Genomic DNA, 14,787 nt, shown 5'->3' with positions numbered 1-14,787 from the left:
ATTATTCATCGAATGCAATTAAGTTAAGTTCCCATGTTGTTACAGACCTTTATAGAGCGAATGGGTGATGGTGCAATGACCCAAAATTCAAGTCATCGCACCTGTCATATCACTCTATTTTCTGACCATTATTTATCCCAGTTCTTATGATCTAAATGAGAATATTTTTCTAATAATCTAGTAGGCATTTTTAATGCATCTTTTCTGAATGGCGGAGCCAATTGTGTTCCATCGACTTGTATATCAATGACAGTCGGTTTATTTAATTTTATTGCTTCTTCAATGGCAGCCCCTAACTCGTCAGCTTTTTCGACTCTAATACCAACAGCACCCATTGATCGGGCAACTTCTGCGAAATCAGGATTTTGGATATCTGCCCCTACAAAACGGTTATTATAAAAATCGACCTGATTCTTTTTCTCTGCACACCATGCATTATTATTGAAGACACATGCTATGACCGGTATATTTTCTTCAACGGCCGTACTCACTTCATGTAAGCTCATGCCCCACGCGCCATCTCCAACAATGGCTAAAACAGGCGTATTCGGCTCAGCTAACTTGGCACCAAGTGCGGATGGGTAAGCAAATCCCGTGTTCCCGAATGTAAGCGCAGCGATATGCCTGCGGCTCTGGTTGAACTTCAAGTAAGCGTTTGCAGTTGACGATACATTACCGATATCTGTAGTAACGATGGCATTTTCAGGCAACACTTTAGTCAATTCCAAAAGGGCCCGACGCGGATTGATTGGCGTTCCGTCGATCATCGCAAGTCTCACCAATTCTTCTTCCCATTTTTGTTTTTCATTCGTTACTTCGACCATCCGCTTTTTTTCTTGTTTCAGGTTAGGTTTACTAGCCTTCAACCGTTTCAAGATTTCATGGCTAGCTTCACGGGCATCTCCGATGATCCCAACTTCCACAGGGTGCGTCCTCGCTATTTGCCTCGGGTTAATATCTATTTGGATGATTTGCGCATCTTTAGGGAAATAATCAATGTCATAGCATGGTAGCGTTCCAAATACCGATAATCTAGTACCGACCGCCAATATGACGTCCGCTTTCTTAAGTGTATTCATGGCAGCCTTTGAACCCATGTAACCGATTGGGCCGACTGATAGTGGATGATCAGCAGGAAAGGCATCATTATGCATATAGGAGACAGCTACCGGAGCTGTTAAATATTCTGCAATATTCTTAATTTCCTCAATGCCATCCGAATCAACCGTTCCCCTGCCGGAAATGATGACAGGATACTCAGCTTCAGCTAAAATTTCAGCTGCTCTATCCAATGATGCAGATGATCCGCAGCCCCGTTCATCTACGCGATATTGATGTGGTTGAAGTATTTGATCTTCCACTTCACCATAGAAGTAATCACGCGGGATATCGAATAAAACCGGCCCCCTCTCGGCATAGGCAATCCGAAATGCTGTCCTGAGGCAATCAGCGACCCGGCCAGGGTGTGTCACTCTAACCGTTTCTTTCGTGATTGCCTTGAAGATGGAAACCTGATCACATTCCTGAAAACCATCCCATCCAACCGTTGGTGTACCAGCTGAAGGTGATATGACCACCATAGGAGTATGAGCTTGATTGGCCGCTGCAACAGAGGTGACCATATTCGTCATTCCAGGCCCGTTTTGCCCGATGACAACTCCTGCAACCCCGGAGACACGACAATAGGCATCTTCCATATGTGCTGCACTTTGTTCATGGCGGACACCAATGAAACGAATGCCTGCAGTTGGCAATAAATCAAGCATATCCATGAAAGCAGATCCCAGAATTCCCGAGATATGTTTAACTCCCTCGGCCACTAATGTCTCAACGATGGCTTCACTTGGTGTCATTTTAACTTTCGTACCTCTTAACATTTTTGTTTCGACCATAGCACATTCTCCTTAATTATATTATTTCTGATAATGACGTTGCGACGTCCGTACCAGTTATAAGATGTATAATACTACCATTGTGTGTGACAGTCAATAAATAAATTGAATATTTTGATTTTATTTAAAGTATCTGACCATCATAGTCACTAACTACTATATTTGAATCTTATTTAACCAATAAATATATCCTTTTTTTCTGTCAATCTGTAGTTGATCCTATCGATGATCTCCAATAAATCACCTATTTCATCAATTACGAAATCGGCACCTGCATTCCAAAACCGATTTTCTGCATGCTTCATCCGTTTTTGCAGATCATATGGGTCCATTTCGTTGATTTCTGCTTCTGAAAGGCCGATTTCACTGCCGCCCTTCAATACGGCAACAGTCCACATTCCCGCAGAAATGCCTTCTTTGATGTCATTGATCGTATCGCCGACTTTAACGATTTTGCTTAGTGGATACACTTGGAGATTCATCGCCGTCTTAAAGCACATCCAAGGGGCAGGCCTTCCTGTCGGCACTTCGGTAGACGCAACGATGGTATCTGGTTGATAGCCCCATTTTTCCGCCTCTTCTTTAACAACATCAATCATTTCACGTGTATACCCTGTTGTCGATCCGATTTTTATTCCTTGCTCCCTTAATCGGCTGACTAAGTCAATTACGCCTGGTATTGGCTTGGCGTTCTCCTTGAGAACCTTAAAAAGCAAAGCCTCAAAGTCCTTATATAATGATTTTAGATCTCTTTTGTCCGGTTCTTTCCCGAATTTAGCAATCCATAAATTGGAGATTCGTTTCATTTTCAGGAGTTCCATTATATGATCCATTTTCAATATACCCATAGGTCCCCTTGCTTCCCTAATGGTAATATCTATCCCCCTTATCCTGAATATCTCGACAAATGCTTGGACCGGCGCAAAACAACCATAATCCACCGTCGTTCCTGCCCAATCGAATATGACTGCCTGAACCTCTTTGCATTCTTTTGCATTTTCCAACCTATGCTCCCCTCCTTATCCTTACCTCCTCAAAAATCACCAAACATGATAAACCCGGGTATAGAGAGAATTCAATTAACTTCTTCCAAAAATAACTGAAGATCTTTTTTAGTAGCTTCTGAGAGTCGTTTAATCTTTTCAAGGTCCTTATCCGGATTCCCTGACTCTCCAATTAATGGGTAAAGGTTTTTCTCAATCCGTTCATACCAATTTGGGTATTCATCTTCCACTTGCTTTTCTATCGAATCCCAAGTAGAACTGATCTCTTTTCCCAATTCTTGAATTTTCCCTGAATTCGCATCCATACTTATTTCTGAATCCAACCCTTTTATGGATCGTATCACATCGCCGACACCTTTTTTAATAACCTGGGTTTCACCCGTATTTGAATCCGGATTTTCATTCATGACTGGACTATTTTCTTGTTGAGCCACGTCCGGTTCAGCTGAATTGTTGCAGCCTGACAGCAATATGGCTCCAAGGACAGCCCCATAAGTTATTACACGGAAACCATTCAACATAATTCCTCCTTCATGATTTAAAAGACAGATGGCACCAAGCACTTAATGGCACAACTTTCTTTTTCTATGGGAATCATATTATAGGTGATTAGTGATTGATGAATTCTGTCTGAGGAGTTCCTTAGAAGCAAAAGAAGAATTGCCTTAAAATGTATAGAGCCAAAGCTATAACTTTTCAGAATTAGGGGAACCAGAAACAATATTTAATTCATTCTCCATATACTTCGCTTTTTTTCTTCGAATGAAAAAGAATGAACAGATAACGATCAAGCTAAATAGCATGGTAAAGATAAACTGTGGACGCTGCGAATCGATAAAGGCCATTAATATTAACACGGAAATCATGGAAATTATGGTTGCATAAGTCAAATACGGGAATAGCCACATCTTGATCTTGAAAATTCCAGGATTTTCTTTCTCCATTCTCTTCCTTAATCGGAGATGGGAAACCGCAATGGCCAGATAAACAAGAATTCCGACCCCACCTGAGGAATTCACTAAAAAGAAAAAGATTTTATCAGGTGAAACATAACTGAAAATGGTGCTGATAAAGGCAAATATAGTAGAGCCGAATACAGCAAATATAGGAACGCCGTTCTTGCTCACTTTTGAAAATACCTTTGGAGCGTCGCCCTTTTGTGCAAGTGAAAATAACATGCGTGAACTCGTATATAATCCCGAATTCAAACAGGATAGCAATGCAATGAGAATCACTATATTCATGATCAGGGCAGCAGAAGGGATCCCCAGCAATTCAAGGACGGCAACAAATGGACTTTTCAGCAAAGAAGCCGAATTCCAGGGTAATAGCGTCACTAGTATGGCAATGGACCCAATATAGAAAATCAGGATTCGCCAAACGACACTATTCAATGCACTTCTAACTGATTTTACCGGATCACTGGTCTCACCCGCGGCAATCGCTGGAATCTCCACTCCAACAAATGCATGAAAAACAATGGCGACGCCAACGAGCACAGAACTTAGCCCATTCGGAATAAAACCGCCAAAATTCAAAAGATTGGAAGCGCCGGGTGGTTTTATCGTTGGAATAAACCCTAATATCACTGCCACACCCAGGCACAAAAATAGTATGATACTGATTATTTTAATGATTGAAAACCAGTATTCGAACTCACCAAACGATTTTACGGAAAAAATATTCGTCATTTTCAATAGGATGATCAATGATAGACTTATGACCCAGACGGGAACGGAAGGAAGCCAGCTGTGTATGATTGCTGCACCGGCTGTTGCTTCCAAAGCAATTACGATAACCCAAAAGAACCAATATAACCAACCTGTTGTAAAACCGGCCCATTCACCTATCCCCTCTCTCGCATAAACGGCAAAAGATCCAGTATTGGGATTAACTGTGGCCATTTCCCCAAGCATCCTCATGACTAAAACAACGATCAAGCCTGCCAAAACATATGATAATATCGCTCCGGGGCCCGTTTGACCAATTATGATACCGCTTCCTACAAATAAACCAGCGCCTATGACACCACTCAAAGATATCATCGTTAAATGTCTTTGTTTCAGACCTGGTTTCAGTTCTTCCTGTTGATGTTTCATACCCTCCACCAACTTTCAATATTTTGGGGAATCAACTAACATAATCGCTACTTGAATGTAAAAACAAGGCTTTTCAGCTGCCTGTCCTTTACACTTTCACAAAGATAGTGGGAACTTGGAAACATGGCATTTTAAAAACAACACAGGAGATGACTATGAAATTAAGATTCTATATCACTATTCCTCCTTCCTTAAGACTATTTTGAAATTCGAAGCGGATATAACATCACTACGTCATGATGTTAGTACCACTTTCTATGTGTATAATACACTCTGATTTTTTTAAAGTCAATTTAAAAATCAGAATATTTAGATAACAAAATGAAAATTTTTAAATACAACAAACTGTCTCCAGTTAGTCGGCAATTTTTTCATTTTACTTCTTTAACCTTGGTGGTTTCATCCAACACACTTTCCACTGCTGACTTTACGGCCTTCTGCTTTCTATCCAGCATTTTCTTTAGAAGATATGAAAAAAACAATGTAAACGCTATTCCCTTAACAATCGAAGTAAATCCGTAAACAAGAAGGCCCAATATGAGTACTATAAGATTAATAATCCTGATTGTCGCTGCAATACCAATTTTTTCATTTTTATGATGCAAAATTAAGGCAATCACGTCAAAGCCAACTGTAGAAGCATTTGCTGTTATACATAAATAATATCCTATCGCTATCAAAATCGACGAAATGATAATCACTAAAACGATATTTACATCAATATCAATGTTCAATGAATAGAAAAAATTGAAAAACAACATATAGCTAAGGGAACTTACGATCGACTTAAAAAAGTACTCTTTCCCTAGAAAAACTAAACAAATGATTAACAGTAATCCTGTAACGAAATTGGCTAGCATGGCAATGTTATATCCTGATAATGCATTCAATAATAATGCCGAGCTAGTTACCCCGCCATTGATAATTTCATTGGGAACGATTAAATAAGCATAGGCAAAGGTCATGGAAATGTTTCCTGCAATAATTTTCATCAAATCCTTCATAAACTTCTCACCATCCCTAATGATTTTTTGATAATGCTTTCCCCCCTAAATATATATTTACATTTGAACCATATGATACACATTCACCTCTTACACCGAATTTATTCGACCCTTTTCCCTTTCGATATTTTTGAATTATTTTACGAAGGATGCATATTTTTGTTCAAGTGATTAGAATAATTCGCTAACCAGAATCCTCTCTCCTTCTAATAAAATAAAACCTCCCCCTTAAAAGTTGAAGATTTTCTTGTTTACCACAAAATCATTTAGACATTGCAGATTTTCTGTACAAATTTTTTTCTGAATGAACTAAATTAGTACATCGAGAAGGCATCTTATAATACTAGCTTCAATGGACACATTTCGAAATGACACCCCAAAAACATGACAAAATAGATAAGAAAAGCATTAATGTAAGGAGGCAAATGCAAAAGAAAATTTCCCGATTATTTCTATCAAATATTTTTCCGCAATAAAAAAGTTGAGGGATATGCCCCTCAACTTTTAAGTGTTCCATTAACTATTTCCTAAGAAATGTTTCATTCAATAGGTTGTGATTATCATTTTCATGTTACAGGTAATGCTGACTCATCTTTCATAAGCCTTTTTCGATAAACCATATTGGACAGCTGTACGCTCACTTCATAAAGCACAAGCAAAGGGACAATAACCAAAATGTCCGAAATTATATCTGGAGGCGTAATCAGGATCGAGATTATGACCAGGACGAAATAAGAAATCTTACGAGACTTTTTCAACACTGCTGGATTGATGATGCCTAATCTGGTCAGGAACATGACCACAAGCGGCATCTCGAATAAAATCCCGAAAGGTAAGATCAAATTAATCATGAACCGAAAATACTTTTCCGCAGTGAACATCATCTCGAACTGCCCGGCCGATAGGGAAGTGAGGAAACCCAGCACTATTGGAAACAACACAAAATATCCAAATGAGATACCTGTGATGAATAAAATGAACAGCCCAGGTATGAACCGAAATGTAACTCTTCTCTCTTCCGGTTTCAAAGCTGGAGCCACAAAGCGCCATAACTGATAGGCTGCTAGCGGAATCGTTGCAGCTATTGCGCAAACCCCAGCGATTATCATATATACCCACAGGATCTCACTCGGACCGAGCACGGCGAGCTTTCCTTCCAAATCCTTAATGAGCAATTCATAAATATCCTGTACGAATATGAAACTCACTATGAAAAAAGCCACAAAACCTATCAGTGTTTTAATGATTCTGCTTCGGAGTTCCTCCATATGCTCAATAACGTGTAAATCCTTACTCTCCACTTTCACTCCTCCTTTTTAGACATTTTCTAGCACTATTGCTAATGGCACTTTCCCTCGAACTCTTCTCATGAAAAGAAGCAGGCGAGTCTTTCCGCCCGCTATATCTCATTTACTTCATCCCTCTTTTTTAACAGCTCTTAACGCAGCTTTATTCTCGTTCTCATCCTCTTTTTCTGAATCATTCACCAATCCTTTGGTTGCACTTTTGAATTCGGACAATGTCCGGCCAAATGCACGGCCTATTTCCGGCAGTTTGGACGGTCCAAAAATAATCAGTGCAATCACGAGTACGATCACCAAACCGGGTATTCCTATATTTGAAAGCATTCTTATTCACTCCTCTGATCTTCTCATTTTTTTTCGCTATATCCTTGTCAAGCATCATAATGGTACCCTATCAATTAGTCACTTTCCCCTGACTTTTCATTCTTTGTTTTTCATGTGCGCGATTATGGGCACGTGTCCGATCTTCCTCGACTTGGTTCGTTTTTTGCACACCTTCCATAACCGCTGCTGATGCAACCTTTCGCAGCCCTGTTTGATCCTTATCAAAAACAAAGGATGCTCTTGTCGATATATCCGCACCTGGTTCTGTCACGAATGGGACTACACGATAGTCAGCCTTCCATTGTTCTGGTGTTACTTTGCATCGGACATATCCCCGGTAATCATTAAAGAACTTTATATGTGGATTCTGACTTAGTATTTTATCCGTATCCGCACGCTTATCCGCTCCATTTCCACCAGATGTGATGGAAGTGCCGACAAACTCCACACCGAAAATCTTTGAATTTGGATCATCGAAATCCGCCTTTAAATTGGCTGCCCAGCTTGCATGTACATCACCAGTCAACACGACCAGATTTTCCAGGTTGTTTCTTTTGATTACATCAATTAAACGATCGCGTGCAGCCGGGTAACCATCCCAGGAATCCATGCTGAATTTGGGAGCGGTTGGTGTTCCATAATTCCGTTGTGAAAAGAAAATCTGCTGAGGCAGAACGTTCCATTTCGTTTTTGATTTTGATAGATTGTCAGTTAGCCACTGTTCCTGCTCTGGACCTAACAATGTCCGTTTCGGATCAAGTGACTCAGGCGTTTGCGGTGAACTTCCATCGCCGTTTGCCTGATCATCCCGGTATTGACGGGAATCCAATACAAAGAAAGAGGCCAGGTCGCCATATGTAAAATTTCGGTATAACCGCATATCCGCTCCCTTGGGCAAAGATGATTTACGAAGGGGCATATGCTCATAATAAGCCTGATAGGCGGCGGCCCTTCTCTTGATGAATGCTTCTACCGACTGTCCTTTTTCCGGGATGACATTTGCATAATTGTTTTCAACTTCATGGTCATCCCAAGTCACGACCCATGGGAAAGCTGCATGTGCCGCTTTTAAATGGGTATCAGAGCGGTATTGTGCGTATCTATTTCGATAATCCTCAAGCGTGATGATCTCCGGACCACTATGTACACGGACATTACCTGACGAAGAAACATATTCATTTGGTCCATATTCATATATATAATCGCCAAGGTGGAAGACAATATCCAGATCTTCTTTTGCCAAATGTTTATAGGCCGTATAATAGCCATGCTCAAATTGCTGGCATGAAACAAACGCGAATGACAAGCTCGAAACACTTGAACCTACTGGCGGAAGAGTTTTCGTTTTCCCAGTCTGACTTACTTCCCCTCCGCTTTTAAAACGGTAAAAATAGACCTTATCGGGTTTTAACCCGCTTACTTCCACATGAACGGAGTGGCCAAGTTCCGGCCTGGCTATTTCCTTGCCTTGCTGGACAATCTTTCGGAAATTCTCATCCTTTGCCACTTCCCATTTAACGGAAATGGCTTCTTTTGGCATTCCTCCGCCATTCAACGGGTCAGGTGCCAACCTTGTCCATAAAACTACACTGTCTGAGAGCGGATCACCTGAAGCTACACCGAGAGTAAATGGATAATCACTGAATTTCGGGGCAGCATTCACTTCAATCCCGCCCATTGATTGGGCAAGGGCAAGACCTAATGAAAGTCCGGCAAGCTTACTTGCTCCCTGGATAAAGTTTCGGCGGTCCATATTCTTACCTAATTCGCTCCAATTCTTAATTAAATCATCCATTGCTCTTTCATTATTCATTGATCTTTCCCTCCTATTATTTGAATCTGGTTCAAGTATAGAAGGCCATTTTTAAAGGTGTATGAAGATGTGTAAATCAATAAATTTCCAATTAGGAATTTTTATGCATGACTAATGGCACCTATTGAATACAAAAAAAGTTTTGATTCACTCATACATTTACATAGCCCTACAAACATTTACATATAACGACAGTCTTTCAGCCTAGTTCTCTTAATGAATCATTTATTTAATCGTTACAAATAACTTCCATGGGCTATTTTTACAATAAAAAATTTTTAATAATCTTATGGAAATCCAATCATCATTTATGATTCCTGTTACATTCTCCGGGAACTCAAAATTCCCAACTTGTTCGAATGCTTGGTTAATATCTTATAAGTAAATACTCACTTTTGGTTTAAATACATCCTAATTTATGTAATAATAGTTTCATAACAAAAAATGAAAGTACTTGAGGGATTCTGGATTGGAGAGTATGGAAGCATTATATGAAAAAATTGAATTATTGAGGAAAGAACTAATAACCACTGGATTGATATATGGATTTACCGCCCCAAAAACATTACATAAAAGCCAGGAACTAGATAAACTGTTGAATTTACTCGGGGCACAAAAAGAACCGAATGATTTAGAATATGTTTAAAAACAGGAATGAACTAATACTTAATGGGATCATTACTACTTCATGAACTATCACTCGGAATTATTTTGGATTATTTTTAATCGTCACTGTGCAGTTCTGCAGCATATTTCTCTTACCTCTTATACTTTTCTTGGACTCGTGACTAATTTTTATGTAATATCCGCTAAATCATTAGTTAATTGTTAACATCATCACTCTTCCTAATTAAAAAGCATCCAAAATGAATGGATGCCTCAGACTGTAGACAAACTCCATGAAAATCGAGTTTGTCCACAGTTTTTTTTTGCTTGTACAAATTTGGACGTTGATTTCCACTTCAGGCACTCGCTTTCCGCGGGCGGTCCGGGAGCCTCCTCGGCGCACTTGCGCCTGTGGGGTCTCCCTTGGACTCGCTATTCCCGCAGGAGTCTCGCACCTTCCGTTCCAATCAACTATGTTTAAAAATTTAGATAGAACCCTTTTTGCCTACAGTCTTTTTTGGTTTAAAATAGATCTATTAAAACTTGAGATAATGAGGTTGCTTTCGAAACATGATTCTATTCAGCAAGATCAACTGGAAATGATTACTTTAGACCCACTGGTGCCAGCGAACCATTGTGTTCGTAAAATGGATACTACCATTGATTTCTCTTTCAGAGATAGGACGCCCAAGTATTGATCCAGTTATATTAGTTAAACAGACTTCATTAAATATGCTCCCTCCCGATCTTGCTTTTTTATAAGTGACTACTTACTTAATCATTTAAAAACATCCCAATTAATGTAAAAATGGATATACTACAAAAAGGAAAGGTTTTGAGGGGATTTTCATTGAAAAGTATGGGTCTGCTACATAAAAAAATAGAGACAATGAGGAAAGAATTAATAAATACGGCATTGAAACATTGGATCACTTCACCAAAAACTTTACGTATAAACCAGGAACTAGAAAAACTGTTGGAAACCAGTGAAATGAAAGTGGCTGTTTTTTCTTCCGGAAATTCCCCAATTTCATAAGTCTAGCGTTTTCTAAGCATTAAATTTCCTATATCTTAATGTCATATCAGCTATTGTCAATAATAAAACGAACCATAAGATAGGATTTTTTAAGGAGATTCCTACATTGGATTTCCCCCCCATTAATGTTAATACTACTAGTAGCACTAAAGTATAAAAAATAAAAACTGCTTCTAAAATTAATGAATTTTCACTTTCTTTTGCATTACCTCGATTAATGACAATATAGATAAGCGCTAATGAGATAATTCCAATTGTCAGTGTCGTCTTAGGTATGGCATTGAAAACGATATTAGGGAAATAATCGAAAATTATTAAAATCGAAAATAATAAAAAGATACCTATTCTCAATAGTCTTTTCAATTTCATCTAATTCCCCATTTCCTAGATTATTATTTACCAAACCAGTAATTACATTGGAAATATTGAACTGATTTAGGTGATGTATAATTACTTTTGCCATAATGAACTACTGTCGCATGATAATTTCTTTTCTTTTCTGAAGTGCTATAAGAACTTGATACCCACGAACCCACATAAGTTGGACTAATTTTAGACCAGCTGTTTAACTTTACAAAAAGCCAATTTGCAAATACGCTATCTGTTAATTTTTTAGGAATCTTTTTCATAATATATGCGAAAATAAGATTTTTAGCTTCATTTACGGTGGTAGTTTTATAGTTTTAACCTTTGTTCCCTCATTTAAAGAAGTAATTCCCTTATGAAACATGCAGGTTTATGTAAAGAATCTATGTAGAAGGTGAAGCCGAAACAGTTCCAGATACAGTAAAATATCAGAGTATAATACAATTTAATAAGCTAATTAAAATACGGCGTTTTCTAAAATGGGTATTGTTTACTATTTAACCTTAACATTCATAAGACAATATATCTATATTGAATTTATATTTTTCAAAAAATATATAAATTACGGGTTTGAAGAACCATGAATTTTAAAATTTTCGATACCTATTTATCAGTCGCATTTTTGACGCTAGCCTTTGTAGGGACTCTGAACCGCCTGCTAATTTATTAATTTTTAAATGACCTACATATAAACGCTATCATAATATGTGTAAAGCAATATCCCCCGTTTCTTCAAGCCTTTCATTCATAAAAAAAAGACCAAGCATAGCTTGATCTGATTGCTAACATTTCTTCCCCCGTAGAATCACATAATTATTAACCTTCCACTTGATGCTATTCTTTCTATTAATTCACGAAATTTCCCCAAATGCTTTTGTCACCCATCAGAAAACATATAATCCTTTTTCTTCAAGGAAACATTCAAAACCAAACCAAGTCCCATCATCGTTGCCATCACCGAGCTTCCGCCATAACTCATTAGTGGCAGCGGAATTCCGGTGATGGGAATCAGTCCGATGACCATTCCGATATTTTGAAATATGTGAAAGGTCAAGAATGAGATGACACCCACACAAATAAAGGATTCGAAAAAAGAAGAACTCAGTGCAGTCGCAACGATTTTATAAATGATAAAGAAATAAAGCGATATTAGCAAGCTTGCCCCTATAAACCCGAATTCTTCAGCTACTATCGTAAATATAAAATCGGTATGTGCTTCAGGGATATATACATTGCTTTGGTTGAAGCCCTTTCCTTCTGTCATACCGGAACCGATCGCTAATATGGATTGCTTCAATTGATAACCGATTCCCTGGCCATGGCCAAACGGATCCAGCCAGGAATTAATCCTATCCAATTGATATCCATCCAGTAAGTTCAATAATAAATCCGGATCATATAGATAAGTGACTACCAAAGAAAATACAATACTGACTACTAAAGCAACTACAGAAGCAATCATTTTCCAATTGATTCCCGATACGAGGATGATCCCCATAGTGATGACGGCCATCACGAGGGAAGTGCCAAAGTCATTCTGCAGAAGTGTAAGTCCAATTGGCAAAGCAGCTATCATTCCCATTTTAAACAGTAATTTAAAATCGTCCTTTATCTCCCCTACCGGAAACTTGTCAATGTGTTTAGTCAGGATATAGGACAACATCAAGATTAAAAATATTTTCATGAACTCGGATGGTTGTATGGAGCCTAATCCTGGAATTTCAATCCATGATTTTGCCCCCTTCCGGACTGGGGCAATGCTCTCGGGACCCAACCATACAAATAATAGCAGCAAAATGCCGAATGAATAAATATAGGGAGTCAGTTTCATGATCGTCTCGAAATCAAAATAAAAAATGGCCAGTACAATAACACCACTTATCACGAACCAGACAATTTGCTGCTGAAAATAATCTATATTAAGCTGTGCATATTTTTGAGCACTGTATAAACTAACGCTACTGAAAACCATCAGAAAGATGATTAACATAGCTAAATTGGAATCAAAATGACTTTTACGTTTATTCACAAAATCACCGAATCTTTTCATTTTTTTGTTTTACTAACATATCATTCTACTTTTCTTTTTCATTACAATCTTTTACTCCAGTTACGGTTTGTATACGTACGCTTCCCTTTATTTCCCCTCCAATCCATAACAAACCACAATCTAATGTTAACATTTTTCAGTGCATTTATTTCATTTTTTTTCTAATTTTTCCACCTCATTATCAAAATCACATTGTGCTGATGGAGGTTTCTTTTTTTGAACAAAAGGAAACTTTTGTAATTATCAATCGTAATAAAATTAAAAAGAATAAATTTTACTTTGGGAGTTGTTGTAATGGACTATGGTTTATTGATTATCGGTATAGCTCTGTTATGGGTTTCCTTTTTAGTGGGAATCAAAAAACAAACGTGGTTGTTAGCTGGATTTAATGAAAAGAAAATTAACAATAAGAAATTATTGGGGAAGGTGACAGGCGGTGGCTTTTTTCTTCCGGTAGGCTTATTAATCGTTATAAATAGCATGATCGACTATCCTCATGAAGGCACTATTCTTATACTGGCCATATTAGTACTTTTAACAATTGTGTACGTGTTTATTAATAGAAGGTTACTGGATTAGTAACTGAAATAAAATCCTAAACAAAGATAAGTATTGGGAACTAAGGAAGCAGCTTTTGATAAAGGTATTCTTTAATTTATGTCGAAAAGGATATGTAACAATTGAAGGAGTGAAAAAATGGAAAGTAACCGTGCCAAGAAAATGTATGATTACCACGTTTGGGCTAATCAGCAAGTGTTCCAAAATATAAAACATTTACCGGACGGAGTCTATCGTGACACGATAAAAAGTGTCTTTCCATCCATCAAGGAAGTCCTTGTTCACCTTTACGCCACAGATATTACCTGGTTGGAGATAATGAAAGGAAGCACAGTTCCAGAAACTTTTAAGAAAGTTGAACAGCGGCGGAAAGAAGTGGACGGAGTCTCAATAAATGAACTTGAATCCTGCTATGATGAACTTGCAAAGGATTATGACAATTTTCTTGCTTCACAGCCTGATCTTGAACGGACGATTGTAACTGAACATCCCAAAATGGGGGTTTGTGAGTTTGTACTTGCCGACCTTATCCATCATGTAGTGAATCATGGGACCTATCATCGCGGTAATGTGTCAGCGATGCTCCATCAACAAGGCGAGCGTGGCGCACCTACAGATTATGTATTTTACTGTTTAAAATAAACTCGGCATGGCAAGCTCGACCGAACATGATCTCTGTATAGATTCTAAAGCACCGCTCATTCCAGATGAAAGCCGATGATCCTCTTACC

The 14,787-nt window shown here is 38.3% G+C and carries 14 protein-coding genes; 4 read left to right on the top strand and 10 right to left on the bottom strand.

Annotation, left to right across the window (positions count from 1 at the left end; genetic code table 11):
* Positions 1–128: 128 nt before the first annotated feature.
* The 8 genes from xsc to ABC374_RS08865 form a co-directional block, all read right to left on the bottom strand.
* Entirely contained in the window at positions 129–1,892 is a 1,764-nt protein-coding gene (xsc, locus tag ABC374_RS08900; protein WP_413017117.1) for a sulfoacetaldehyde acetyltransferase, read from the bottom strand.
* 173 nt (positions 1,893–2,065) lie between these two features.
* Positions 2,066–2,896 carry a phosphonoacetaldehyde hydrolase gene (phnX, locus tag ABC374_RS08895; RefSeq protein ID WP_413017115.1) on the bottom strand — a complete coding sequence of 277 codons (831 nt, stop codon included), beginning with the start codon at positions 2,894–2,896 and terminating at the stop codon, positions 2,066–2,068.
* Between the two features lie 71 nt (positions 2,897–2,967).
* A complete protein-coding gene (locus tag ABC374_RS08890; RefSeq protein WP_413017113.1) occupies positions 2,968–3,417 on the bottom strand; it encodes a hypothetical protein in 450 nt (149 codons plus the stop codon).
* Positions 3,418–3,582: 165 nt separating this feature from the next.
* Positions 3,583–4,995 carry an amino acid permease gene (locus ABC374_RS08885; protein ID WP_350302337.1) on the bottom strand — a complete coding sequence of 471 codons (1,413 nt, stop codon included), beginning with the start codon at positions 4,993–4,995 and terminating at the stop codon, positions 3,583–3,585.
* Positions 4,996–5,366: 371 nt separating this feature from the next.
* Positions 5,367–5,999, bottom strand: a complete 633-nt coding sequence (locus tag ABC374_RS08880) for a YitT family protein (protein WP_413017111.1) — start codon at positions 5,997–5,999, stop codon at positions 5,367–5,369.
* Between the two features lie 566 nt (positions 6,000–6,565).
* Positions 6,566–7,267 carry a twin-arginine translocase subunit TatC gene (gene tatC, locus ABC374_RS08875; RefSeq protein ID WP_402903739.1) on the bottom strand — a complete coding sequence of 234 codons (702 nt, stop codon included), beginning with the start codon at positions 7,265–7,267 and terminating at the stop codon, positions 6,566–6,568.
* Between the two features lie 147 nt (positions 7,268–7,414).
* A complete protein-coding gene (locus ABC374_RS08870) occupies positions 7,415–7,627 on the bottom strand; it encodes a twin-arginine translocase TatA/TatE family subunit (RefSeq protein WP_063233420.1) in 213 nt (70 codons plus the stop codon).
* A 70-nt stretch (positions 7,628–7,697) separates the two neighbouring features.
* Positions 7,698–9,440, bottom strand: a complete 1,743-nt coding sequence (locus ABC374_RS08865) for an alkaline phosphatase D family protein (RefSeq protein WP_413017109.1) — start codon at positions 9,438–9,440, stop codon at positions 7,698–7,700.
* A 478-nt stretch (positions 9,441–9,918) separates the two neighbouring features.
* Between ABC374_RS08865 and ABC374_RS08860 the strand changes: the two genes are divergently transcribed.
* On the top strand, positions 9,919–10,086 hold the full coding sequence (locus tag ABC374_RS08860) for a Spo0E family sporulation regulatory protein-aspartic acid phosphatase (protein WP_413017107.1): 168 nt from the start codon (positions 9,919–9,921) through the stop codon (positions 10,084–10,086).
* A 768-nt stretch (positions 10,087–10,854) separates the two neighbouring features.
* Positions 10,855–11,082 (top strand): aspartyl-phosphate phosphatase Spo0E family protein, encoded by a 228-nt coding sequence (locus tag ABC374_RS08855; RefSeq protein ID WP_413017105.1) that lies wholly within the window; start codon positions 10,855–10,857, stop codon positions 11,080–11,082.
* Between the two features lie 12 nt (positions 11,083–11,094).
* Here the strand turns inward: ABC374_RS08855 and ABC374_RS08850 are convergent, their stop codons facing one another.
* Both ABC374_RS08850 and ABC374_RS08845 read right to left on the bottom strand, forming a co-directional pair.
* The gene (locus ABC374_RS08850) at positions 11,095–11,451 is read right to left on the bottom strand and encodes a hypothetical protein (RefSeq protein ID WP_413017103.1); all 357 of its coding nucleotides are present in this window, start codon (positions 11,449–11,451) and stop codon (positions 11,095–11,097) included.
* 874 nt (positions 11,452–12,325) lie between these two features.
* Complete coding sequence (locus ABC374_RS08845) at positions 12,326–13,477, bottom strand: FtsW/RodA/SpoVE family cell cycle protein (RefSeq protein ID WP_413017101.1); 1,152 nt, start codon at positions 13,475–13,477, stop codon at positions 12,326–12,328.
* Between the two features lie 315 nt (positions 13,478–13,792).
* On the opposite strand from ABC374_RS08845, the gene ABC374_RS08840 reads away from it, so the two are divergent.
* Both ABC374_RS08840 and ABC374_RS08835 read left to right on the top strand, forming a co-directional pair.
* Positions 13,793–14,077, top strand: coding sequence for a DUF3784 domain-containing protein (locus ABC374_RS08840; protein WP_413017099.1), 285 nt, complete (start codon positions 13,793–13,795; stop codon positions 14,075–14,077).
* 117 nt (positions 14,078–14,194) lie between these two features.
* Positions 14,195–14,698 carry a DinB family protein gene (locus ABC374_RS08835; protein ID WP_413017097.1) on the top strand — a complete coding sequence of 168 codons (504 nt, stop codon included), beginning with the start codon at positions 14,195–14,197 and terminating at the stop codon, positions 14,696–14,698.
* Positions 14,699–14,787: the final 89 nt, after the last annotated feature.

Origin of the sequence: Peribacillus phoenicis, from assembly GCF_047238085.1 — a bacterium.
In the GTDB taxonomy this organism is placed as follows: domain Bacteria; phylum Bacillota; class Bacilli; order Bacillales; family DSM-1321; genus Peribacillus.
This window is presented reverse-complemented; position numbering and strand designations above follow the sequence as displayed.

Bases quoted from the DNA above. Each gene is read 5' to 3' on its own strand.
- ABC374_RS08850 (WP_413017103.1), bottom strand. From the start codon at position 11,451: ATGAAATTGAAAAGACTATTGAGAATAGGTATCTTTTTATTATTTTCG.
- ABC374_RS08835 (WP_413017097.1), top strand. From the start codon at position 14,195: ATGGAAAGTAACCGTGCCAAGAAAATGTATGATTACCACGTTTGGGCT.
- ABC374_RS08870 (WP_063233420.1), bottom strand. From the start codon at position 7,627: ATGCTTTCAAATATAGGAATACCCGGTTTGGTGATCGTACTCGTGATT.
- ABC374_RS08885 (WP_350302337.1), bottom strand. From the start codon at position 4,995: ATGAAACATCAACAGGAAGAACTGAAACCAGGTCTGAAACAAAGACAT.
- ABC374_RS08860 (WP_413017107.1), top strand. From the start codon at position 9,919: ATGGAAGCATTATATGAAAAAATTGAATTATTGAGGAAAGAACTAATA.
- ABC374_RS08880 (WP_413017111.1), bottom strand. From the start codon at position 5,999: ATGAAGGATTTGATGAAAATTATTGCAGGAAACATTTCCATGACCTTT.
- ABC374_RS08855 (WP_413017105.1), top strand. From the start codon at position 10,855: ATGGATATACTACAAAAAGGAAAGGTTTTGAGGGGATTTTCATTGAAA.
- ABC374_RS08890 (WP_413017113.1), bottom strand. From the start codon at position 3,417: ATGTTGAATGGTTTCCGTGTAATAACTTATGGGGCTGTCCTTGGAGCC.
- ABC374_RS08840 (WP_413017099.1), top strand. From the start codon at position 13,793: ATGGACTATGGTTTATTGATTATCGGTATAGCTCTGTTATGGGTTTCC.
- tatC (WP_402903739.1), bottom strand. From the start codon at position 7,267: ATGGAGGAACTCCGAAGCAGAATCATTAAAACACTGATAGGTTTTGTG.
- ABC374_RS08865 (WP_413017109.1), bottom strand. From the start codon at position 9,440: ATGAATAATGAAAGAGCAATGGATGATTTAATTAAGAATTGGAGCGAA.
- xsc (WP_413017117.1), bottom strand. From the start codon at position 1,892: ATGGTCGAAACAAAAATGTTAAGAGGTACGAAAGTTAAAATGACACCA.